We start from the raw sequence: 20,801 nt of genomic DNA, 5'->3' as shown, positions 1-20,801 counted from the left end.
GGCTCCGTGCGACAGCGCGATTCGCGATGCGGCACGGAGCCTTTCGGCCGAGGCGGGGTCAGCGCACGGTGTGCACGATCAGCACGTCGGAGCGCGACTTGCGCGCCACATCGGAGGGCACCGAGCCGAGCAGGCGTCCGGCCAGGGTGTTCAGGCCCCGGTTACCGACGACCAGCAGGTCGGCGTCGACCTCCTTGACCAGCGACAGCAGCGATTCCACCGGCTCGCCCACGATGGCGCGCTCGACGATGTCGGCCGCGCCTGCCGCGATCGCCTTGTCCCTGGCGATGCGCAGGATCTCGTTGGTCGGCGCGGAACCGCGCACCTGGTAGGCCTCCTCCTTGAGTACGTCGGCCGCGGCGGCGACGTCGCGGTCGTCGGTCGGGTAGTACGCGCAGGCCACGACCAGGGTCGCGCCGGACACACCGGCAAGGGCCCCTGCCTTCTCGACGGCGACATACGACGAGTCCGAGCCATCGGTACCGACGACAATGGTCCGGTAGGCGGTCATGCTCTCCTCCAACTATGCGGTAGGTCGGGTGCCGCGGGCGGGTCGGTCCGGGTTCGGCCGGGCGTCGGCGCGGCGACTGCGCTCGACCATAGCGGCAATCGGTGTGGAAATTTCAGAAATCGCAAGACATCACACTCGGGGCCTGCGACCATTCCCGCGGCGGATTCGCCGAGGAATGCCGGAAAGGGCCGGACCAACCAGGGCATACGCAATTCCGGAGAACTAAACCTGTGATGTGCCACAACGGCATTCAACCGCTTTGCCGCCCTGGGATATTCATCACAGCGCCAGGTCCGTCACACGCGGATCGCCCTGCCCGGGGCGGGAATCGCACGGCGGGAACGCCACGATCGGGCCCGGCCCACCGTCCGGCCGAGGCCACTGCCGATCGTTTGCCCAGAATATGCCGAGAATCCCTCCGACGATGTCGCCGGCTTCTTCTTCCCGCGGTGAAAAGGGCCGCGCAATATCAGCTCGCGAGGTGCGGACTAGAGGTCGAAAAGCGGCCCGGTGATGGTCAATCCGAGTTCGTCGACGTGCGCGAAGAACGCGAACAGCATCAGCGCGGCGCCCGCAAGGGCGACGTCCTTGTTGAAATGGATCATCTCGCCCTGCCTGGTCTGCGGGTCGGACTCCTGCCAGAACCGGTGCATCACGAGCGCGGTCGGCAACAGCGCGACGACCAGCAGCAGCGAACCGAGGTCGGCCCAGATGCCCAGCAGCACGCTCAGGCCGCCCAAAAGAAACAGCACACCCGATCCGAACACGGCGGCCTTCGCCATCGGGACGCCTTTGCTCTGCGCATACCCCGCCATCGCCGCGGTCTGGGTGAAATGCCCCAGCGCGGAAGTCAGGAACAGCAGCGCGAACAACACCCGTCCGATCAACACCACGACGTCCATGTCCAGCTCCTTGTCGGCTGTCCGGCAACTACGCCCGCGTCGGGATGACCTTGGCGGTGACCTCGTTCCGGAGACGTAGCGAATTCTTGGCGTATTCCAGGGGTGCCATACCCACTTCCGCGGTGAACTCACGGGAGAAGTGGGCTTGGTCGAAATAGCCCAGTTCCGCGGCCAGCGCGGCGAGATCCTCGGTGCGGCCTTTCGCGAGCAGATCGGCGCCGTCCTGCAACCGATAACGCCGCAGCACCCATTTCGGCCCGGCTCCGACGTAGCGGCGGAACATGCGCTGCAGCGTGCGGGCGGGCACGTCGAACCGCTCGGCGATCTGGTCGACTCTGGTGAGTTCCTGGTCGGCGGCCATCGCGTCGATGACGCGCAGCACCAGCCGATAGGTCGGGTCCTCGACCGCGGGACGATCCGCGAGGTACTCCTCGACGACGCGGCGCCGCTCCTCGACGGTCGGCGCGTCCAGCACCCGTTCGGTCAAGCTTTCCGCGCCGGGCAGCACCTCGGCGACGGGTACGGCGCGATCGCGGAACGAGCCGACATCGAGGCCGGTGAACGCGCCGAACCCGCCCGCGCGGAAGCGGATGCCGAACGTCTCGCCGAGGCCGCTGAGTTCGCGGATGAATTTCGTGGTGGTCACGCCGTTGACGAAGCCGCCGGTGCGCGTCTCGGATCGCTCGAAGGTGACGTTCACACTCGGATAGGACAGGACCTCCGCCCGGTACGGCCGCCTGCCGCGCAGATCCCAGCCCACCGCCCAGTACCACTCGACGTAGCGGTCGACCGCGGGGCCCGGCGGTAACCGGACCAGCCAGCGATGCCGCGCCTGCTCGTCCGGGTGCAGGATGCCCTTCGTGTCCGCGGGCGCGGGCGGATTGCGGGCCTGCGGCGGCTCGGCGGATGGTTCGGCGCTACTGGGCACGGTGTCGCTTTCTTACAAGACCCAGCGGCATGAACCGGCGAAAGTGGTGGCCATGACGAACACAGTGAATCCCATCGCCGACGGCTACCACTCGATCACCTGTTTCCTCGCGGTCGGCGACGGCAACAAAGCCATCGATTTCTACACCGCCGTTTTCGAGGCCGAGGTGATCACTCGCAACGACCTGCCCGACGGCCAGCCCGCGCACGCCGAACTGAAGATCGGCGACTCCACCCTGCAGTTGGGGATGCCCATCCCGGACAACGGCGTGCTGGCGCCGAACGGCGAGTGGGTGCACACCTCCATCGTGCACTACTGCCCCGACGTCGACGCGGTGGTGCGGCGCGCGGTCGAGCACGGCGCCCGCAAGGTCGAACAGCCGCAGACTTTCGTGACCGGCGACCGGTTCGGCGTGGTCATCGATCCCTTCGGTCACCGCTGGGCGGTGCTCACCAAGGTGGAGGACGTCTCGCGCGAAGAGGCCGAGCGCCGGGTGAACGAATGGCTGGCCACCCAAGCCTGACGGCCCGGCTGCCTCCGCGGCCGTTCGAGCAACGGCCCGCGGAGGCGGTGGCGCCGCGCGCCGGGTCAACTCAACCCGGCGGCGTCCATGCCGCGCAGTTCCTTCTTCAGATCCGCGATCTCGTCGCGCAACCGACCGGCGAGCTCGAACTGCAATTCCCGCGCCGCGTTCATCATCTGCGCGGTGAGTTCTTTGACCAGATCGGCGAGTTCGGCGCGCGGCATCGACTTGACGTCGCGGCCCTCGTACACACCCGCGCTCACCGCCCGTCCCGGCTCGCCTTGCGCGCGCCTGCCGCGGCTGGCGTTGCGACCGGAGCCGCCGACCTCCACCTCGGTCTCGTCGGCCTCGCGGTACACCTGATCGAGGATGTCGGCGATCTTCTTGCGCAGCGGCTTGGGATCGATGCCCATTTCCTCGTTGTAGGCGATCTGCTTCGCGCGGCGGCGCTCGGTCTCGTCGATGGCGAACTGCATCGAGTCGGTGATCTTGTCCGCGTACATGTGCACTTCGCCGGAGACGTTGCGCGCCGCGCGGCCGATCGTCTGGATCAGCGCGGTGGTGCTGCGGAGGAAGCCTTCCTTGTCCGCGTCCAGGATCGCCACCAGCGAGACTTCGGGCAGGTCGAGACCCTCACGCAGCAGGTTGATGCCCACCAGAACGTCGTATTCGCCGAGCCGCAGCTGCCGCAGCAGCTCGACGCGGCGCAAGGTGTCGATCTCTGAGTGCAGGTAGCGCACCCGGACGCCGAGCCCGAGCAGGTAGTCGGTGAGGTCCTCGGCCATCTTCTTCGTCAGCGTGGTGACCAGCACCCGCTCGTCGCGCTCGGTGCGCTGCCTGATCTCGTGGATCAGATCGTCGATCTGCCCCTTCGTCGGCTTCACCACGACCTTCGGGTCGACCAAGCCGGTCGGCCGGATGACCTGCTCGACCACCTCGCCGCCGGTCTGCCCGAGTTCGTACGGACCCGGGGTGGCCGACAGGTACACCGTCTGCCCGATCCGGTCGGCGAATTCCTCCCAGGTCAGCGGCCGGTTGTCCACCGCGGACGGCAACCGGAAGCCGTATTCCACCAGGTTGCGCTTGCGCGACATGTCGCCCTCGTACATGCCGCCGATCTGCGGCACGGTGTTGTGCGACTCGTCGATGACGAGCAGGAAGTCCTCCGGGAAGTAGTCCAGCAGCGTCGCGGGCGCCGAACCGGGCGGGCGGCCGTCGATGTGGCGCGAGTAGTTCTCGATGCCGGAGCAGAACCCGACCTGACGGATCATCTCCAGGTCGTACTGGGTGCGCATGCGCAGCCGTTGCGCCTCGAGCAACTTGCCCTGGCGCTCCAGCTCGGCGAGCCGCTCCTCCAGCTCGGCCTCGATGTCGCGCACCGCGCGCTCCATCCGCTCCGGACCCGCCACGTAGTGAGTCGCGGGGAAGATGCGCAGCATGTCCACTTGGCGGACCACGTCGCCGGTGAGCGGGTGCAGGTAGTACAGCGCCTCGATCTCGTCGCCGAAGAACTCGATGCGGACGGCGAGTTCCTCGTAGGACGGGATGATCTCCACGGTGTCGCCGCGCACCCGGAACGAACCGCGGGTGAACGCCATGTCGTTGCGGGTGTATTGCACGTCGACCAGCAGCCGCAGCAGCGCGTCCCGATCTATCTCGGTGCCGACCTGCAGCTGCACCGACCGATCGAGGTACGACTGCGGCGTGCCGAGGCCGTAGATGCACGACACCGACGCGACCACCACCACGTCGCGCCGGGACAGCAGGCTCGAGGTCGCCGAATGGCGCAACCGCTCGACGTCGTCGTTGATCGAGCTGTCCTTCTCGATGTAGGTGTCGGTCTGCGCGATGTACGCCTCGGGTTGGTAGTAGTCGTAGTAGGAGACGAAGTACTCGACGGCGTTGTTCGGCAGCATCTCGCGCAGTTCGTTGGCCAGCTGGGCGGCGAGCGTCTTGTTCGGCGCCATCACCAGCGTCGGCCGCTGCAACCGCTCGATCAGCCAGGCCGTGGTGGCCGACTTGCCCGTACCGGTGGCGCCGAGCAGCACCACGTCGCGCTCCCCCGCTTTGATCCTGCGCTCCAGCTCGGCGATCGCGGCGGGCTGGTCGCCCGCGGGCTTGTGCTCGCTGACCACCTCGAACCGACCGCCGACGCGCTCGATCTCGCCGACCGGGCGGAACTCCGAGTGCGCGAGCGGCTGCTCGGCGGCCCGGTCCTCGAAGCCCTCCGCCGGAATCTCGGTTGCGAATGCCATGCTCACCAGCGTAGGCCCACCCACCGACAGGTTCGGCGGGGACGACGGGCCCGTACGAGCAGGCCGATGCCACCCACATCAGCTATGTGAAACCGATCACAGCACGGACGGTCCGCTACCGATCGGTCATCGAGCGCCAGCAGTTCACGCCGACGCGAAACCGCCCGGAGATGACGAGCAACCAGTACGTCTTCGAGAAGGCATGGGATAGGCGACGCCGCTCGGTGGGTACACCGAATGCGAGCCTTCGCAATCGCTTTCGACCCAAACGGCCCGAGCCGGCTCCGATCGCTCTCGGCGGCAGGGAGTTCGGCGGCCCGCCCACGCGCAACCGGGTCCTCACAGTCGCGTCACGCCCGCTCGGCGCGAACGGTTACATGTCCGAAATGTCCGTTGCGGCAACAGGTTTCGTGTCGGCGAACAGCTTATCGCGAACCGCGCGAGCGCCCGGACCCAGGTGTACCCTGATCTGGTTGTTCGGACGTGAAGGACAAGAGCCATGAGCGGTCTGATTCCATTACTCGTCGCCGTGCCTGCCGTGACCGGCCTCGCCGGGTACGTCGCCAGGGACATCCGCGCGGCGGTTCCCTCCGTCGCGGGCGCCGCCACGGCCGCCCCACCCGGGCCGATCGCCGCGCTCGGTAGACCGGCGCCGCACCGGCCGAGAGTGGAGTTCTTCAATCTGGCCGAACTCAGCAACACCGACGCCAAGGGCTTCGTCCGCCCGGTCGAACGCTTCCACGTCGAGCCGTGGGGCCTCTACATGGCACGCCGGGTCGGCGGACCGGATTCGCACTACCTCGAATCCTGGTTGCTGCCCGGACTCTCGTTGCGCGCGACGCTGGCGAGGACCAACCCGGCACACCACAGGGAACCGGTCTACCGGCTCGACGTCGGCGAGTTCACCCGGGTCGGCCAGAAGCGCTGGAAGGCGGTGGACCAGTATCTGTCCATCGCCGTGCGCCGCGGCGGCACCGCCGAACTCCTCGGCGTCGACGAGCTGCTCGCGGCACATGCCGCGGGACTGGTCGACACGGCGCAGGCGCACCGCGCGTTCGAACGGGCCACGGCCGTGCTGGACGGGCTGGCCGCCCACGATCACCGCGTGGAGAGCTGGCTCGCCGCCAACGGCATCATCCTCACCTGGATGTAGCCCGCGGATTACTGCCTCCGGCTCGACGCGTCGGCGACGGCGGTAGATTCTTGATGCATGACGCAGGCACCCATCGTCGACGTGCACCGGCCCAAAGTCGAGTACTTCAACCTCGCGGATCTGACGAACACCGATCCGAAGGGTTTCGTGCGCCCGGTCGAGAAGTACCACGTCGAGCCGTGGGGTCTGTACATGGCGCGCACCTCGGATCACCCGCAGTTCCACTACATCGAGTCCTGGTTGCTGCCGAAGCTGCACCTGCGCGCGACCATCTTCCACTACCTGCCCGCGCATCGGCGCGACCAGGACTACTACCTCGACATCGGTGATTTCACACCGGTCGCACCGAAGAAGTGGAAGTCCGTCGATCACTACCTCGACATCGTGGTGCGCTCCGCACGCGAGACCCAGCTGCTCGACGTCGACGAGCTGATCGCCGCGCATGCCGCGGGCCTGATCGGTCTCGCCGACGCCGAGGCGGCCGTGCAGCACGCGACGGCCGCCATCGACGGCATCGCCGCCAACGGCCACACCTTCGAGGGCTGGCTCGAGACGATGGACATCACCTTGACGTGGCTGTAGTCCGCATCGGCGCGCACCGGGCCGGGTCGGCGCGGAGGACGGCCGGCTAGCCGGCCGAGGATTCCCGCCAGGCGAGCGCCCGTGGATACGCGGCATCGAACCAGGGTTCCTTGACGCCGAGATAGGCCACGGTCGCCTCCGCGCCCGTCAGCCCCGCCGCCTTGGCCTCACCCTCGCGCTTGACGGCGAGGTACTCCGCGCGGGCTCCGGCGTCGGCGCGCAGCCAGTCGCGCAGCAGCAGCGCGTACTGCTGGCCGGGGGAGCCATCGACGCGCACGTGCACGTTGGCCAACCGCCCGGGGTCGGCGCTCTGGTGGAAGCGCTTGCTCCACAGCGCGGTGTTCACGCCGGCCGGGTCCTGCGGCGTCGGCTTGGGGTTGTCCTGGGTGGCCTCCGGCCGCGCCGGGAACCCGGCGGCGGCGATGGCATCGCGCAAGCCGTCGGCGGCGGCGAGGTCGGCGACCGTGATCTGCAGATCGATCACATCCTTGGCGGGCAGCCCCGGCACAGAGGTGGAACCGACGTGGTCGATCCGCGCGGCGGCGGCGCCGCAGGCCACCCACAGCCGGGCGATCAGCCGCTGCGCCTGCGCGGACCACTCGGGATCCGCGGGCACCAGCCGGATGTCACCGCGGCGGGCGGGGGTGCCCGCACGCAGGTTGCGCTCGAACGGCACCAGACGCTCTGTCCACAGCCTACGCACCTCCGCTTCCACCGCACCCGGCGCTCCACTGTTGTCCAGCAACACATCGGCGACGGCTCGGCGCTGGGCGTCGGTCGCCTGCGCCGAGATACGCGCCCGCGCATCCGCTTCCGCGACGCCGCGAAATTCCACCAAACGGCGAATGCGCGTTTCGGCGTCCACGTCGACGATCAGCACGAGATTCATCAACGGCGCCAGGCCGTTTTCCACCAGAAGCGGAATATCCTGCACCACAATCGCGTCCGCGGGCGCCGCGGCGATCAATTCCGCGGTGCGTTTTCCGACGAGCGGGTGGGTGATCGAATTGAGCTTCGCGCGCGCCGCGTCGTCGCCGAAGGCCTTGGCCGCGAGGGCGGGCCGGTCGAGGCTGCCGTCCGCGGCGAGGATGTCGGCGCCGAACGCCTCCACCAGCGCGGCCAGCCCTTCGGTGCCCGGCTCGACCACCTCCCTGGCGATGAGGTCGGAATCGATGACCACCGCGCCCAGGTCGGCCAGGGCCCGAGCCACCGTCGACTTCCCCGCTCCCATGCCTCCGGTGAGGCCGATTCGTAACATTCGCCCAGTCTCGCATCCGCGCCGCCCGCGGGCCCGCGCCGCCCCGAGCGCGTCGCAGGCCGACCCGACCGGCCGCCGCGGCCGGCGCCGGGCAATCCGGCCGATTACCCGATGCGCTCGCGTATTCCACCGCCCGGGAAGCCATTTGCCCGTTCCGTGACAGCGCCGAGACCGATTCGCAACAATTTCGGATGTTTACGGTTCGTCGGCGGCAACTTTCCGACACGCCGAGGCAATTACTCGGGCAAAATACTCTGCCGAGCAGTTTCGTTCCGCTAATCTTCGCCGTGGCGATCCAGGCCGACACCAGCGAAGCAAAGGAACACCATTGGGCACCAGAATCAACCAGACGGGTCGCCACCGCCTGGGCATGGCGGGGCGAGTGCACTGCATTCAGATCCCTGCTGTCGCGGCGGCGCTCGCGGAGCACCGTCGCTCTTGGTTCACCGCGTTCATCAGTCCCGCGCGGCACAGTTTCGCTGCCATGCGGAACCGTCCGGCCGCACCCGCGGTCCGGTGGGTACCTGCTACCGCAAGCTGAACCCGAGCTCGACGTGGCCCAGCCTCTAGCCAAGGCTGGGCCACTGTTTTGCGTACCCACCGGGGGACGCGGTGCTCGGCACGGCAATCCGCCGAGCCGAATGTAAGTACAGTTGCAAGATCGTTCGCAGCGCGCCAGTGGGATCGGTTTCGCCGGAACTCGGCGTCGGCCGTACGCGAAACAGCGCCACTTCCGAGAACGCGAACTCGAAGCGGTCCGCATCACCCGGCGACTCCGGGAATATTCACCAGAGCACTCCGTCTGATCGCCGGCGACTCCCGCCTCGTCCACGGCAGACAATCCGCGCCGGGTTTCCATTTCCTGACCGCCAACGAAACAAGAGAAACACAGCAGCGATACCGCTTGCGATACCGCCGCATTCCCGCACGACTCCCGCCAAAAGAGCCATGCAGCTTCCAGAACCGATTCCCACCATTGCGGCCGAAGGAACATCGCGATTCATCGTCGGCCGACGCCTTTGGATTCTCGGCCATGGCGCACTTCCGGCTAACCGTCCGATCGAGCCTGCCTCGCAGGCCTCGGTCGCCGCTCAGGCCGATGCCACTCGTCGCAGCAGCCCGTACAGTTGCCTGCGCTCCGGCTCGTCCAGCACGGCCAGCGCGGGAACGCTGCCGAAGACCTCTCGATCCAGGGCTTCCCGAAGCTCTTCCCACGAGCGGTCAGGGTCAGCAGACGCGCGCGGCCATCGGTGAGGTGAACTTCCCCGCGCACCAAGCCCAACGCCTCCAAGCGGTCGACCATACCGGCGGTATTCGCGGTCTCGTCGCCGACCACCGGCCTCACGCAGAACGGCCTGATGGCCACCGGACTGGTGACGACGACCCAACAGCTCGGCGGCGCGTTCGGGCTCGGCGTGCTCGGCACCGTCGCCATCAGCCGGAGCACCGCGCTGCTCGAGTCAGGGAGTTCCGCCGAATCCGCACTGCGCCAGGGATTCCGGCGAGCTGAGCGGCACGGAGCGGCTTCGGCGAGCCACTTATGGATGCCCCGACCAGCCGAGCCCAGCAACGCCGTAATACCGAGAACCGGATCCTGGCGGCAGCGGGCCGGTTGTTCGCGGAGATCGGCTACGACCGAACCACCATCCGGGCCGTCGCGACGGAGGCGGACACCGACCCCAGCTTGGTGATGCGGTACTTCGGCTCGAAAGAGAACCTGTTCGCGCGCGTGGCGGTCTTCGCCGACGACCACCCGATCACCGGGACGCCTGAGCAGGTGACCGAACTCCTGCTCGACGCGCTCGCCATCAAGCTGGCGGACCGGCCGGTCAACACGCTGGCGGCGATCCGCTCGATGCTCACCCACCCCGATGCCGCCGACGAGGTACGCGCCGCCATGACGGCGCGGCAACGGGAAGCGGCCGGGCAACTCCCCGACGACGAGGCGGACCTGCGCGCCGGACTGCTCGGCGCCCTCACCATCGGCGTGGTGATCGGCCGCCATCTGCTCGAACTCGAAGGTCTGCGCGACGCGCCGCCGCAGCGCATCACCGCCTTGCTCCGCAACGCCTTCCACGACATCGCACACGGCCCCGCCGAGCCGGGCTCTGCCGCGAGCACACCACCGGCACGCGAGAGCGGCGATGACTGAGCTCCGACGCCGCTTCGGGGACGCGCCGAACCCCGGGCTAGAAACCGAGCGGACGAACCAAGTCGCGCATCGCGGCGCGGAACCGCACCCTCACCGGAGTCCTCGACGTTCCCGCGGACTACCCGCGGGTGGTACGTGCCCTACGCGACGCGTTGAACACCGACCGGCCGTCCAACCGCGATTGGACCTACCTGAGCCCTTCTCGGGGCGGATCAACCCCGGCGAGCGCACCGGCCGCTTCCGGATCGGCGGCGATCAGCTCCCGGCCGGCGGCGGGGACATCTCCGCCGAGGACGCGGCGGTCGCCCTCATCGATGAGGCCGAATTGCCCCGTTTCGTGCAGCACCGCTTCACCGTGGGCTACTAGACAACCGGTCGCGCCGAACAAGGTCGGTGCGCGGCCGAAGGAGCAGGCACGGCGCGATTTCTGTCGTACCCCTCCGGCACAATAGAGGATGTCGGACGTCGATCCGGTTGCGACGCAATGTAAACCCGCAACCCGAGAGATAGGGGTCACCATGCCCGACGCCCTCGCTTCGACATCCGACCGTCTCGCCGTGGATCACGAAGAACTCGTGGCCTTTGCGGCCGAGGTCGAGCGGCACCGTTCTCTGCTGCGTCCCGCCGCGGAGGACTACCGCGCCCGCGTGGCCCAGCGGATCGAGCATTTGGATCCGTCGGACCAAGAGCCGTTCCTGCGGCAGGCGGAGCAATCCGTCATGTCGCTGCTGATCGACCCGATCCGGGACAGCACACTGGATCTGGACGCCTATCGGGCGATCCGGGACGGCGCCCCCGTGCGGTTCGACGCCGAACGTCGCGCCTACGTCCTGCCTCGACCGGAGAGGGAACCGCTGGTGATCCGCCCCGGTATGGCGGAACATCGGCTGGGCGTCGTCGCCCGGCTGGCCTCGCTCGGGTTGCGGCTCGAGCAGATCCAGGTCGTCGCGCTCACCACGGCTCAGATGGTGGCGCCACACGAAGCGACCCGGCCGCCCGCTCCCGCGCCACGCGTACAACGCGGCACGACGAAAGCGTCGCGGCACGGGAACGCCTGAAGGGGGCTCACCGAAAACGACTGTGCCCCAACCGGGAATCGGTTGGGGCACAGTCGTTCAGCTGGTGCCGATCAGGCGTTGCCGGACAGCTTCTCGCGCAGAGCCGCCAGCTGGGCGTCGCTGGCCAGCGAACCGCCGGCGGGCTCGGCCTGGCCGGCGGAGGACTGCGAACCGCTCTCCGATGAGTAGTTCGACGCGCCGCCGCCGTTCGCGGCCTCGGCCGCGGCGTCGGCCGCCATCTTCTCCATCTGCGCGGTGTGCATCTTGTGGCGACGCTCCGCCTCGGCGTAGCGGCCTTCCCACTCCTCGCGCTGCTTGTCGAAGCCCTCGAGCCACTCGTTGGTGTCGGGGTCGAAGCCCTCGGGGAAGATGTAGTTGCCCTGCTCGTCGTAGCTGTCGGCCATGCCGTACTTCGACGGGTCGAACTCGGCGTGGTAGTCCTCGTTGGCCTGCTTGAGGCTCAGCGAGATCCGGCGACGCTCCAGGTCGATGTCGATGACCTTGACCATCGCGTCGTCGCCGACGGTCACGACCTGGTCCGGGACCTCCACGTGGCGCTCGGCCAGCTCGGAGATGTGCACCAGGCCCTCGATGCCCTCCTCGACGCGGACGAACGCGCCGAACGGAACGAGCTTGGTGACCTTGCCCGGCACGATCTGGCCGATCGCGTGGGTGCGGGCGAACTGACGCCACGGGTCTTCCTGGGTCGCCTTCAGCGACAGCGAGACGCGCTCGCGGTCCAGATCGACGTCGAGCACCTCGACGGTGACCTCGTTGCCGACCTCGACGACCTCGGACGGGTGGTCGATGTGCTTCCAGGACAGCTCGGAGACGTGCACCAGACCGTCGACGCCGCCGAGGTCGACGAAGGCGCCGAAGTTGACGATCGAGGAGACCACACCCTTGCGGACCTGGCCCTTCTGCAGCTGGTGCAGGAACTCGCTGCGCACCTCGGACTGGGTCTGCTCCAGCCAGGCGCGGCGGGAGAGCACGACGTTGTTGCGGTTCTTGTCCAGCTCGATGATCTTGGCCTCGATCTCCTTGCCGACGTACGGCTGGAGATCGCGGACGCGCCGCATCTCGACCAGCGACGCGGGCAGGAAGCCGCGCAGGCCGATGTCGAGGATCAGGCCGCCCTTGACGACCTCGATGACGGTGCCCTTGACGGCCTCGTCCTTCTCCTTGAGCTCCTCGATGGTGCCCCACGCACGCTCGTACTGCGCCCGCTTCTTCGACAGGATCAGGCGGCCTTCCTTGTCCTCCTTGGTGAGAACAAGGGCCTCGACCTCATCGCCCACGGAAACGACCTCGTTGGGGTCGACGTCGTGCTTGATGGAGAGTTCACGAGAGGGGATGACGCCTTCGGTCTTGTAACCGATGTCGAGCAGGACCTCGTCGCGATCGACCTTGACGATGGTTCCTTCGACGATGTCGCCGTCGTTGAAGTACTTGATCGTGGCGTCGATGGCGGCGAGGAAATCCTCGGCGGAGCCGATGTCGTTGACGGCTACCTGCGGCGAGGTGACGGTGGTGGGCATATGTCGGTTTGCTCCGGACGGATTGTGGTCGGTTGCGGACATTGGAACTTTCGGTACGCTGCGATCTCACCGCGAGGTGTGAAGACGGACACTAGGAACGTACCGCACGCGACGCGCGTGAAACTCAGCACGGGTTGAACTCCGGTACGGCTGTACGGAAGACACTCGCGCGTTCAGCGTACGCGACCTCGGTCCGGGCGGGCAAACCGGTCGGGTCGCCACGCCGATAGTCTGATCGGCGTGTCGGAAGATCGCCATGCGCAAGCAAACGCACAGCTCGGAACGGCGGGCACGGTGCGGACCCGGATCGGCTCGGCGGCCAGCAGACTGGCCAGCAGGCGGTGGTGGGACGCCGACGCCGCGCAATACCACGAGACGCACGCGGAGTTCCTCGGCGTCGACTCCCCCGGCGGCGAGTTCGTGTGGTGCCCGGAGGGCCTGCACGAGGGCGACATGCGATTCCTCGGCGACGTCACCGGCAAGGCGGTGCTGGAGATCGGCTGCGGCTCGGCTCCGTGCTCGCGCTGGCTGGCCGGGCAGGGCGCGCGGCCTGTCGGGCTCGACCTGTCGCGCGGGATGCTCGAGCGCGGCCTCGCGGTCATGGCGCGCGGTGGCCCGCGGGTTCCGCTGGTGCAAGCGGACGCCGAGGCTCTCCCGTTCGCGGACGCGTCGTTCGATCTGGCCTGCTCGGCGTTCGGCGCGGTGCCGTTCGTCGCGGACTCGGCGCTGGTGATGCGCGAGGTGGCGCGGGTGCTGCGGCCCGGCGGCCGCTGGGTGTTCTCGGTGAACCACCCGATGCGCTGGATCTTCCCGGACGATCCCGGTCCCGCAGGCCTGACCGCCACCATCCCGTACTTCGACCGCACCCCATATGTCGAGGTCGACGGCGACGACGTGCCCACCTACGTCGAGCATCACCGGACCATCGGCGACCGGGTCAGGGAGATCGTCGCGGCGGGACTGGCGCTGGAGGACATCGTCGAACCGGAGTGGCCGGAATGGCTCGACCGCGAATGGGGACAGTGGAGCCCGCTGCGCGGCGAACTGTTTCCCGGTACGGCCATCTTCGTCACGAGGAAGCCCGGACCGTGAGGCGGCGGTCGTCGACCAGCTCCAGGAGGGAGACCTCGTGGCTGACCAGCAGCATCTGCGTCCGCGGCAGGTCGATGAGCTTGTGCAGATCGTCCCGGAAGGCTTCGGCCTCCGCCATGGTGTCGAAGTCCAGCTCGACGAGCACCCGATTGGGGTTGTGCGTGAACCGTGCCACCCGGCAGTTGCGGGCCCCCGCATCCGCGAAGAACTGCTCGAGACCGTCGAAGGCGGGCTTCCACGTGTCGTAGTCGCGCACGGTGTCGTCGATATGCACGATCGTGGTCATCATTTCCCCTTTCGGTTCCGATGGCCGGACATTTGCTGACACCTTGCAAGTCTTCGCGCCATCGGGCCGGGGCACCATCTCTGATCGGTATCGAGGTCGTGTCACTGCGACTTCGGTTTACGCCCGGCCTGCTCGAGCGCCAGCCGCAGCGCGTACTCGATCTGGGCGTTGATACTGCGCAGGTCGTCGGCCGCCCACTTCGCGATGGCGTCGTGGACGGCCGGATCCAGGCGTAGCAGCAGTTTCTTGCGCTCGGCCACGGGCAAGCCCCCGCCTCAGGAGTAAAGCGAACCGGCGTTGACGACGGGCTGGGTGGGGCGGTCGCCACACAGCACGACGAGCAGGTTCGACACCATCGCCGCCTTGCGCTCCTCGTCCAGTTCCACCATGCCCTCCTGGGCCAGCCGCTCCAGCGCCAGACCGACCATGCCGACCGCGCCCTCCACGATTCTGGTCCGCGCGGCGACCACCTGCGCGGCCTGCTGGCGCACCAGCATCGCCTGGGCGATCTCCGGCGCGTAGGCGAGATGGGTGATCCGCGCCTCCAGCACCTCGATGCCGGCCATCTCGGTGCGCTCGCGCAGTTCGACGGTCAGCTCCTCGGCCACCTCGGCGCCGTCGCGCAGGCTGGTGCGGTCGGCCTCGTGCGCGTCGTACGGGTGCGTCGTGGCCAGGTGCCGGACGGCGGCCTCGGACTGGGTCTCCACGTACTCCTCGTAGTCGTCGACGGCGAAGGCGGCCTTGAAGCTGTCCACCACCCGGTAGACGACCACCGCGGCGATCTCCACCGGGTTGCCGTCGGCGTCGTTGACCTTGAGCTTCTGGGTCTCGAAGTTCCGCACGCGCAGCGAGATGCTCTTGCGGTCGGTCAGCGGGAGCACCGAGTAGAAGCCCGGCTCGCTCACCGAGCCGACGTAGCGGCCGAAGAACTGCACCACTTTGGCCTCGTTCGGGTTCACCACGGTCAAGCCGGTGGCGAGCAACAGCAGGACGACGACCACCACCGTGGCCGCCACCGCCCCGGCGACGGCGATGCCGTTGCCGTTCCTGGCGCCGACGGCGAAACCCAGCGCCGCGCCGCCGCCGAACAGGACCGTGAGCACGAACCAGCCCAACAGCACCAGAAAGCCGTCGAGGTGGAACGCGGAGCGAAACTGCATGACATCCTCCCAATATCAGAGTGATATCACGACGATAGCATGCTGCCGCCGCGCCGAACAGGCGCGGCGGCGGCGCGATCACCCGGCGTCCGGCCGGATGTTGCGGTTGAAACGGAACAGATTGCGCGGATCGTGCTGGGCCTTGAGCGCGGCCAGCCGGGCGTAGGTCTGCGGCGCGTACCCAGCCCGGGTCTGCTCTTCGTCCGCCTCGGCGCCCGCGCCGTAGAGGAAGTTCAAGCTGTGCCCGAGTGTCCACGGCGTCAGCGCGGCACGGATCGCCGCGCGGGCGGCGGCGTCCTCGGGGCCGGTGATGATCCGCACGACGTACGCGGCCTCGCGATGGTCGACGGCGATGCGGGCGTCGCTCGGGCGGGCCAGCGCGCCGCCGAGATGCCGGACATCGACGACCGCTCCCGCGCCGGAATCCGGGCCGGCAACGGCGAGCAGGGCCGCGGCCGTCTCGCCGGTGAACTCGCCGAGCAGCGCGTTGGTGGCGGCGTAGGCATGTGGATGGTCGGGATCGCTGTGAATGGTGTGCGACTCGGTGTACGGCATCTCGCGCAGGTCGTCCTTCAGCCGCTCCCCGACCGCCCGCAGCGGCGCGACCAGCCGTTGCCCTTCCTCCGCAGGTCCGTGGTAGGCGATCCGGATCGAGGCGGCGTACCGTCCGCGCAGCGGCGCGGGCACCTGCGGGATGTCGGGGAAGGCGAGCATCGTGACCGTCGAGGTGAGTTCCTCCGGCACGGTCGCGGTCCACTGCCGCCATGCGTCCAGAGCCCGCTCCACCAGCGGCGTATCGAACATCAGTTGTCCGCCGTAGACCGTGGTGACCGGGACGAGGCCGACCTCCATGCCCGTGACGACGCCGAAATTGCCCCCGCTGCCGAGCACGGCGCCGAACAGCTCGTCCTCCGGCGTCAGCGTGCGCACCCGGCCGTCCGCGGTGACCAGCTCGATCGATCGCACGTGCTCGGCCGCGTACCCGAACCTGCGCGCGAGCAGCCCCACGCCGCCGCCGAGCAGGTAGCCCACCACGCCCACCGACGGCGACGACCCGTTCAACGGAGCCAGCCCGTGTTCGGCCGCCGCTTCGACCAGCGCGCCCGCTCGCACTCCCGCGCCGACGTGCGCGGACCGGCGGACCGGGTCGATCCGGATGCCGGTCATGCGCCGGGTGCTGATCAGCACGCCGCCGTCCGCGGCGACGGACAGTCCGTGGCCGGTGGCCTGCACGGCGATCGGCAGCTCGTGGCGGGCGGCGTATTCCACGGCCGCGCGCACGTCCTCGGCGTGCGCGGCGCCGACGATCAGGGCGGGCCGATGGGTGTAGGCGGTCTGGAACCCGGCGACCTCCGCGTCGTAGCCCTCGTCGCCCGGACGGAACACCGGGCCGGTGAAGATATCGCTGTTGTCTTCGATCTGTGCGGTGTTGTTTCCCATGACTTCGACCCTGCCCGGCCAGGAGAAAGAAGTAAAACAGATAGTTCTTCTGATCCCTATAATGATCAATTATGGAGCTGCGCCACCTACGCTATTTCGTCACCGTCGCCCAGGAAGCGAGCTTCACCCGCGCGGCGGCTCGGCTGCACTTGGCCCAACCGGGGCTCAGCGCCCAGATCCGCCAACTGGAGCGCGAACTCGGTCATCCGCTGCTGGACCGGGGTGGACGCACGGTCACGCTGACCGAGGTCGGCGCCGCCGTCCTACCGCACGCGCAGGCGGCGCTCGCCGCCGCCGAGCGGGTCGGTCACACGGTGGACGAGTTCACCGGCTTGCTGCGCGGGCAGGTCAGGGTGGGCTTGATCTCTGGGGCCGCGGTCGAGGAATTCGACGTCGCGGCCGTGCTCGCGGACTTTCATCACGACCACCCGCAGGTCGCCATCAGCCTCACCGAGGACACCTCCGAGCGGATGCTCGACGCCCTCGGCCGAGGCGAACTGGACATGGCCCTGATCGGGATGACCGGCGCGGAACTCGACCCGGCCATCGGCATCGAAGTGGTGCTGGAGACCGCGCTGGTGGCCGCGGTCGCGGCGGCGGACCCCGGCTACGGCGCGGAGCTGCCGCTCACCGCGCTGCGGGATCGCCCGCTGATCTGCCTCACACCGGGCACCGGTATCCGCGGCGTGTTCGAGCGCGCCTGCGCGGCGGCGGGGTTCGAGCCCGCCGTCGCCTACGAGGCGGCGGCGCCTGCGCTGCTGCTGCGCCTGGCCGCCCGAGGTCTCGGCATCGCCGTCGTGCCCGAACTCACCGCCGCGGAGGCCGCGTCCTTCGGGGTGCGCACCGTCCGCATCATCGAGCCGGAACCGCGCGGGCGCCTCGCGCTGGCGTGGCGCACCGACCATCCCGCGAGCCCCGCGGCCAAAGTGCTGCTCGGGCAGCTGCGCATCGCCTTGCGCGCCGACACGTGAACCCGGCCGCGCGTCTCCGCTGGACCCGATGGCGGCACACCGCCCGACCGCCGAGGTTCCTACCGGCGTTCGGCGGGCGGGTGTCAGAGCAATCGCGAGAGGAATGCCTTGGTGCGCTCGTGCTGCGGATCGGCCAGCACGCGCCGGGGCGGCCCCGCCTCGACGACCACGCCGCCGTCCATGAAGACCAGCTGATCGGCGACCTCGCGGGCGAAGCCCATCTCGTGGGTCACCACCACCATCGTCATGCCCGACTCGGCCAGTTCCCGCATGACGGTCAGCACCTCGCCGACCAGCTCCGGGTCCAGCGCGGAGGTCGGCTCGTCGAACAGCATGAGCTTGGGATCCATCGCCAGGGCGCGGGCGATCGCCACGCGCTGCTGCTGACCGCCGGACAGCTGCGCCGGGTAGGCGTTCGCCTTGTCCGCCAACCCGACCCGGTCCAGCAGCTCCTTCGCCCTGGCCACCGCCTCCGCTTTGCGCACCTTCTTGACCTGGGTGGGCGCCTCGATGACGTTGTCCAGCGCGGTCCGGTGCGGGAACAGATTGAAATGCTGGAACACCATGCCGATCTCGCGGCGCTGCTTGGCCGCCTCGCGCGGGTGCATCTCGTAGAGCTTGCCGTTCTTCTCCCGGTAGCCGACGATCTCGCCGTCGACGTAGAGCCGGCCCGCGTTCACCTGTTCCAAGTGGTTGATACAGCGCAGGAAGGTGGACTTGCCCGAGCCGGACGGCCCGATCAGGCACAGCACTTCGCCGCGGCCCACCTCGAGGGAGACGCCCTTGAGCACCTGCAGGGCGCCGAAGTTCTTGCAGACCCGGTCCGCGACCACCATGGGAAGGGCCGGGGTCTTCGCGACGTCCACGCTCATTTCGCCTTCTCCCCCTGCTGCGCGTCGGCGAGTTCCTGTAGCTGCTTGGTGGTCAGCGTGCGGGAGACGCCGCGCGAGTAGTAGCGCTCCAAGTAGTACTGCCCGACCATGAGCACGCTCGTGATCGCCAGATACCAGGTGGCGGCGACCAGCAACAGTGGAATGGGCTGGAAGTTCACGCCGTAGATGTCGCGCGCCCGGCCGAACAGATCGGTGCTCAGCGGGATGCCGGTGACCAGCGAGGTGGTCTTCAGCATGCCGATGAGCTCGTTGCCGGTCGGCGGGATGATCACGCGCATGGCCTGCGGCAGCACCGTGCGGCGCATGGTCTGGCTCCAGGACATGCCTAGCGCGAACGACGCCTCCCGCTGCCCTTCCCCGACGGAGTTGATCCCGGCCCGCACGATCTCGGCCATGTAGGCCGCCTCGTTGAGTCCCAGGCCGAGCACGGCGAAGGCGAACGCGGCCTGCAACTGCTGCACGTCGAGGTGGAAGAACTGCGGCCCGAACGGAACGCCCAGCTGGATCCGGCTGTACAGCGACGGGACCAGTCCCCAGAACACCAGCTGCACGAACACCGGGGTGCCGCGGAAGATCCACAGATACACCCACGCCGAGCTGCGCAGCACCGGGTTCGGCGACAGCCGCATCACGGCGAGCGTCGTTCCGAGCACGACCGCGATCGCCATCGCGCATACGGTCAGCTCCAGCGTCACGACGGCGCCCGCGGTGATCCTGGTATCGAACAGGTACTTCCCGTAGGTGTCCCAGCGATAGGCCGGGTTCGTCGCGGCGCCGTAGACGAACAGCGCCACCAGGACGAGGATGACCGCCGCCGCTATCCAGCGCCCCGGCCTGCGCAGCGGAACCGCTTTGATCGGCTCCGGCTCCCGCGTCGAGTCCGCTCCGCCGGGCCCGGGATCGCCGGGCGCAGGCCGAGTGTCTTTGTCCGTCATCGATCAGCTCACGGCACCGTTGACGACGGACTTGGCGATCGCGCCTTCCTGCACGCCCCAGTTCTTCGTGATCTCGAGGTACTTGCCCGTGTCGATCAGGTGCTGGACCGCCTTCTGCAGCACGGCGGCCAGCGGCGCGCCCTTGGGCACGGCCCAGCCATAGGGTGCGGAGTCGAACACCGGGCCCGCGTTCTCGATCTTGCCGTCGCTCTGCTTGATCGCGTACGCCGTCACCGGTGAGTCGGCCGACATGGCGTCGACCTGGCCGAGCACGAGCGCGTTGGTCGCGGCGCTCTGCTCGTCGAACGACTTGATGTCGATGGCGGGTTTGCCCGCGGCGACGCACTTGGCGCTCTTGGCGGGCACCTCGTCGGTGTGCTCGACGGTGGTGGCCTGCACGGCGACCTTCTTGCCGCACGCGTTCTCCGGGTCGACCGGCTTGCCCTTCTGCTGGGCCCACTGGATGCCCGCGTTGAAGTAGGTGGTGAAGTCGACCTGCTGCTCGCGTTCCTTGGAGTCGGTGATCGACGACATGCCCACGTCGTAGGTGCCCGCCTGGATCGAAGGAATGATCTTCTCGAAGGCCGACTCGACGTACTCGGCCTTGACGCCGAGCACCGAGGCGACCGCGTCCATCAGGTCCACGTCGAAGCCGACGATCCGGCCACCGGCGTCCTTGTACTCGTTCGGCTGATAGGGGATGTTCACTCCGACGACCAGCTTGCCGGACTGTTCGATCTTGTCGGGGAGTTGCGCCGCGATCTCGTCGACCTTCTCCACCTGCACCTTCGCCACCGAGGGGCCGGTGTCCTCGGTGTTCGTGGTACATCCGGTCAGCACCAGCGCGCCCGCGGCGAGCGCGCCCGCGGCGGCTCGCAGGGCGCGCCTGCCGAGAAACGAACGATCAGACACAGCAGCCCTCCACATTTCGGATCCACGCAACCCGGGCGTCATCACCCGTTTGGCAATCTAAGCGACCGGGCCGCTCCGCGCTGGACAGTAATGCAACAGCAACAAGATCTGCTCGCGCGACCCCGTGCCGGTGCACCGGCGCGAGACCCTACCCGCCGGGTGCGTCGGCGCGGTGCCGCTGCTTCCCGCACGCGCTGTTCGGGGCGTCGGCCGCGGCTCACGGGCACAGTGGTCACATACCATGCAGGACAC

At 68.5% G+C, this 20,801-nt stretch carries 21 protein-coding genes; 8 read left to right on the top strand and 13 right to left on the bottom strand.

Translation table 11 applies throughout. From position 1 onward, the window contains the following. Window positions 1-58: 58 nt before the first annotated feature. The 3 genes from ACH49X_RS28005 to ACH49X_RS27995 all read right to left on the bottom strand — a co-directional run bounded on the left by ACH49X_RS28005 (window position 59) and on the right by ACH49X_RS27995 (window position 2,341). Window positions 59-511, bottom strand: a complete 453-nt coding sequence (locus ACH49X_RS28005; protein ID WP_067808321.1) for a universal stress protein — start codon at window positions 509-511, stop codon at window positions 59-61. 488 nt (window positions 512-999) lie between these two features. After that, window positions 1,000-1,413 (bottom strand): DoxX family protein, encoded by a 414-nt coding sequence (locus ACH49X_RS28000; RefSeq protein ID WP_357109562.1) that lies wholly within the window; start codon window positions 1,411-1,413, stop codon window positions 1,000-1,002. Between the two features lie 28 nt (window positions 1,414-1,441). Continuing rightward, window positions 1,442-2,341, bottom strand: a complete 900-nt coding sequence (locus ACH49X_RS27995; protein ID WP_357208535.1) for a helix-turn-helix domain-containing protein — start codon at window positions 2,339-2,341, stop codon at window positions 1,442-1,444. Window positions 2,342-2,393: 52 nt separating this feature from the next. On the opposite strand from ACH49X_RS27995, the gene ACH49X_RS27990 reads away from it, so the two are divergent. Further along, window positions 2,394-2,864 carry a VOC family protein gene (locus ACH49X_RS27990; protein ID WP_195082769.1) on the top strand — a complete coding sequence of 157 codons (471 nt, stop codon included), beginning with the start codon at window positions 2,394-2,396 and terminating at the stop codon, window positions 2,862-2,864. Window positions 2,865-2,929: 65 nt separating this feature from the next. Here ACH49X_RS27990 and uvrB read toward each other — a convergent pair whose 3' ends face one another. Then, window positions 2,930-5,119, bottom strand: coding sequence for an excinuclease ABC subunit UvrB (gene uvrB, locus ACH49X_RS27985; RefSeq protein WP_357208538.1), 2,190 nt, complete (start codon window positions 5,117-5,119; stop codon window positions 2,930-2,932). Window positions 5,120-5,618: 499 nt separating this feature from the next. Between uvrB and ACH49X_RS27980 the strand changes: the two genes are divergently transcribed. Both ACH49X_RS27980 and ACH49X_RS27975 read left to right on the top strand, forming a co-directional pair. Next, window positions 5,619-6,272, top strand: coding sequence for a hypothetical protein (locus ACH49X_RS27980; protein WP_323124487.1), 654 nt, complete (start codon window positions 5,619-5,621; stop codon window positions 6,270-6,272). A gap of 57 nt (window positions 6,273-6,329) precedes the next feature. Beyond that, the gene (locus tag ACH49X_RS27975; protein ID WP_067808328.1) at window positions 6,330-6,854 is read left to right on the top strand and encodes a DUF402 domain-containing protein; all 525 of its coding nucleotides are present in this window, start codon (window positions 6,330-6,332) and stop codon (window positions 6,852-6,854) included. A gap of 46 nt (window positions 6,855-6,900) precedes the next feature. On the opposite strand, the gene coaE is transcribed toward ACH49X_RS27975, so the two are convergent. Continuing rightward, complete coding sequence (gene coaE, locus ACH49X_RS27970) at window positions 6,901-8,112, bottom strand: dephospho-CoA kinase (protein WP_357208541.1); 1,212 nt, start codon at window positions 8,110-8,112, stop codon at window positions 6,901-6,903. 1,540 nt (window positions 8,113-9,652) lie between these two features. On the opposite strand from coaE, the gene ACH49X_RS27965 reads away from it, so the two are divergent. The 3 genes from ACH49X_RS27965 (at window position 9,653) to ACH49X_RS27955 (ending at window position 11,322) form a co-directional block, all read left to right on the top strand. Then, the gene (locus ACH49X_RS27965; protein ID WP_195082767.1) at window positions 9,653-10,264 is read left to right on the top strand and encodes a TetR/AcrR family transcriptional regulator; all 612 of its coding nucleotides are present in this window, start codon (window positions 9,653-9,655) and stop codon (window positions 10,262-10,264) included. A 181-nt stretch (window positions 10,265-10,445) separates the two neighbouring features. Then, a complete protein-coding gene (locus tag ACH49X_RS27960) occupies window positions 10,446-10,631 on the top strand; it encodes a hypothetical protein (protein ID WP_323124488.1) in 186 nt (61 codons plus the stop codon). A gap of 151 nt (window positions 10,632-10,782) precedes the next feature. Then, entirely contained in the window at window positions 10,783-11,322 is a 540-nt protein-coding gene (locus tag ACH49X_RS27955; protein ID WP_397071273.1) for a hypothetical protein, read from the top strand. A 71-nt stretch (window positions 11,323-11,393) separates the two neighbouring features. Here ACH49X_RS27955 and rpsA read toward each other — a convergent pair whose 3' ends face one another. Then, on the bottom strand, window positions 11,394-12,860 hold the full coding sequence (gene rpsA / locus ACH49X_RS27950) for a 30S ribosomal protein S1 (protein ID WP_195082765.1): 1,467 nt from the start codon (window positions 12,858-12,860) through the stop codon (window positions 11,394-11,396). A 240-nt stretch (window positions 12,861-13,100) separates the two neighbouring features. Between rpsA and ACH49X_RS27945 the strand changes: the two genes are divergently transcribed. Further along, window positions 13,101-13,952, top strand: a complete 852-nt coding sequence (locus ACH49X_RS27945) for a class I SAM-dependent methyltransferase (RefSeq protein ID WP_195082764.1) — start codon at window positions 13,101-13,103, stop codon at window positions 13,950-13,952. Here ACH49X_RS27945 and ACH49X_RS27940 read toward each other — a convergent pair. The 4 genes from ACH49X_RS27940 to ACH49X_RS27925 all read right to left on the bottom strand — a co-directional run bounded on the left by ACH49X_RS27940 (window position 13,930) and on the right by ACH49X_RS27925 (window position 16,838). After that, window positions 13,930-14,238 carry a hypothetical protein gene (locus ACH49X_RS27940; protein WP_357208545.1) on the bottom strand — a complete coding sequence of 103 codons (309 nt, stop codon included), beginning with the start codon at window positions 14,236-14,238 and terminating at the stop codon, window positions 13,930-13,932. The genes ACH49X_RS27945 and ACH49X_RS27940 overlap by 23 nt on opposite strands. Before the next feature lie 101 nt (window positions 14,239-14,339). Continuing rightward, window positions 14,340-14,498, bottom strand: a complete 159-nt coding sequence (locus ACH49X_RS27935) for a toxin-antitoxin system HicB family antitoxin (RefSeq protein WP_168434213.1) — start codon at window positions 14,496-14,498, stop codon at window positions 14,340-14,342. Window positions 14,499-14,513: 15 nt separating this feature from the next. Next, window positions 14,514-15,398 (bottom strand): SPFH domain-containing protein, encoded by an 885-nt coding sequence (locus ACH49X_RS27930; protein ID WP_195082762.1) that lies wholly within the window; start codon window positions 15,396-15,398, stop codon window positions 14,514-14,516. Between the two features lie 78 nt (window positions 15,399-15,476). Then, a complete protein-coding gene (locus tag ACH49X_RS27925; protein WP_195082761.1) occupies window positions 15,477-16,838 on the bottom strand; it encodes an FAD-binding oxidoreductase in 1,362 nt (453 codons plus the stop codon). Window positions 16,839-16,909: 71 nt separating this feature from the next. On the opposite strand from ACH49X_RS27925, the gene ACH49X_RS27920 reads away from it, so the two are divergent. Beyond that, the gene (locus ACH49X_RS27920; protein ID WP_195082760.1) at window positions 16,910-17,809 is read left to right on the top strand and encodes a LysR family transcriptional regulator; all 900 of its coding nucleotides are present in this window, start codon (window positions 16,910-16,912) and stop codon (window positions 17,807-17,809) included. 83 nt (window positions 17,810-17,892) lie between these two features. On the opposite strand, the gene ACH49X_RS27915 is transcribed toward ACH49X_RS27920, so the two are convergent. Genes ACH49X_RS27915 through ACH49X_RS27905 form a run of 3 tightly spaced genes read right to left on the bottom strand, consistent with a single transcriptional unit; the run spans window position 17,893 to window position 20,564 of the window. Next, entirely contained in the window at window positions 17,893-18,645 is a 753-nt protein-coding gene (locus ACH49X_RS27915; protein WP_195082841.1) for an amino acid ABC transporter ATP-binding protein, read from the bottom strand. A 32-nt stretch (window positions 18,646-18,677) separates the two neighbouring features. Then, entirely contained in the window at window positions 18,678-19,637 is a 960-nt protein-coding gene (locus ACH49X_RS27910; protein WP_195082759.1) for an amino acid ABC transporter permease, read from the bottom strand. A gap of 3 nt (window positions 19,638-19,640) precedes the next feature. Next, on the bottom strand, window positions 19,641-20,564 hold the full coding sequence (locus tag ACH49X_RS27905; RefSeq protein ID WP_195082758.1) for an ABC transporter substrate-binding protein: 924 nt from the start codon (window positions 20,562-20,564) through the stop codon (window positions 19,641-19,643). Window positions 20,565-20,801 lie beyond the last annotated feature (237 nt).

Origin of the sequence: Nocardia sp. NPDC019323 (assembly GCF_044389845.1) — a bacterium.
In the GTDB taxonomy this organism is placed as follows: domain Bacteria; phylum Actinomycetota; class Actinomycetes; order Mycobacteriales; family Mycobacteriaceae; genus Nocardia; species Nocardia implantans.
The sequence above is the reverse complement of the archived record's forward strand: the minus strand, read 5'-3'. Positions and strand labels throughout refer to the sequence as shown.

What these genes read in the sequence shown, in the direction of transcription:
- ACH49X_RS27940 (WP_357208545.1), bottom strand. Translation starts at nt 14,238, where the DNA reads ATGACCACGATCGTGCATATCGACGACACCGTGCGCGACTACGACACG.
- uvrB (WP_357208538.1), bottom strand. Translation starts at nt 5,119, where the DNA reads ATGGCATTCGCAACCGAGATTCCGGCGGAGGGCTTCGAGGACCGGGCC.
- ACH49X_RS27955 (WP_397071273.1), top strand. Translation starts at nt 10,783, where the DNA reads ATGCCCGACGCCCTCGCTTCGACATCCGACCGTCTCGCCGTGGATCAC.
- ACH49X_RS28005 (WP_067808321.1), bottom strand. Translation starts at nt 511, where the DNA reads ATGACCGCCTACCGGACCATTGTCGTCGGTACCGATGGCTCGGACTCG.
- ACH49X_RS27905 (WP_195082758.1), bottom strand. Translation starts at nt 20,564, where the DNA reads ATGTGGAGGGCTGCTGTGTCTGATCGTTCGTTTCTCGGCAGGCGCGCC.
- ACH49X_RS27930 (WP_195082762.1), bottom strand. Translation starts at nt 15,398, where the DNA reads ATGCAGTTTCGCTCCGCGTTCCACCTCGACGGCTTTCTGGTGCTGTTG.
- rpsA (WP_195082765.1), bottom strand. Translation starts at nt 12,860, where the DNA reads ATGCCCACCACCGTCACCTCGCCGCAGGTAGCCGTCAACGACATCGGC.
- ACH49X_RS27990 (WP_195082769.1), top strand. Translation starts at nt 2,394, where the DNA reads ATGACGAACACAGTGAATCCCATCGCCGACGGCTACCACTCGATCACC.
- coaE (WP_357208541.1), bottom strand. Translation starts at nt 8,112, where the DNA reads ATGTTACGAATCGGCCTCACCGGAGGCATGGGAGCGGGGAAGTCGACG.
- ACH49X_RS27975 (WP_067808328.1), top strand. Translation starts at nt 6,330, where the DNA reads ATGACGCAGGCACCCATCGTCGACGTGCACCGGCCCAAAGTCGAGTAC.
- ACH49X_RS27915 (WP_195082841.1), bottom strand. Translation starts at nt 18,645, where the DNA reads ATGGTGGTCGCGGACCGGGTCTGCAAGAACTTCGGCGCCCTGCAGGTG.
- ACH49X_RS27910 (WP_195082759.1), bottom strand. Translation starts at nt 19,637, where the DNA reads ATGACGGACAAAGACACTCGGCCTGCGCCCGGCGATCCCGGGCCCGGC.
- ACH49X_RS27980 (WP_323124487.1), top strand. Translation starts at nt 5,619, where the DNA reads ATGAGCGGTCTGATTCCATTACTCGTCGCCGTGCCTGCCGTGACCGGC.
- ACH49X_RS28000 (WP_357109562.1), bottom strand. Translation starts at nt 1,413, where the DNA reads ATGGACGTCGTGGTGTTGATCGGACGGGTGTTGTTCGCGCTGCTGTTC.
- ACH49X_RS27925 (WP_195082761.1), bottom strand. Translation starts at nt 16,838, where the DNA reads ATGGGAAACAACACCGCACAGATCGAAGACAACAGCGATATCTTCACC.
- ACH49X_RS27965 (WP_195082767.1), top strand. Translation starts at nt 9,653, where the DNA reads ATGGATGCCCCGACCAGCCGAGCCCAGCAACGCCGTAATACCGAGAAC.
- ACH49X_RS27920 (WP_195082760.1), top strand. Translation starts at nt 16,910, where the DNA reads ATGGAGCTGCGCCACCTACGCTATTTCGTCACCGTCGCCCAGGAAGCG.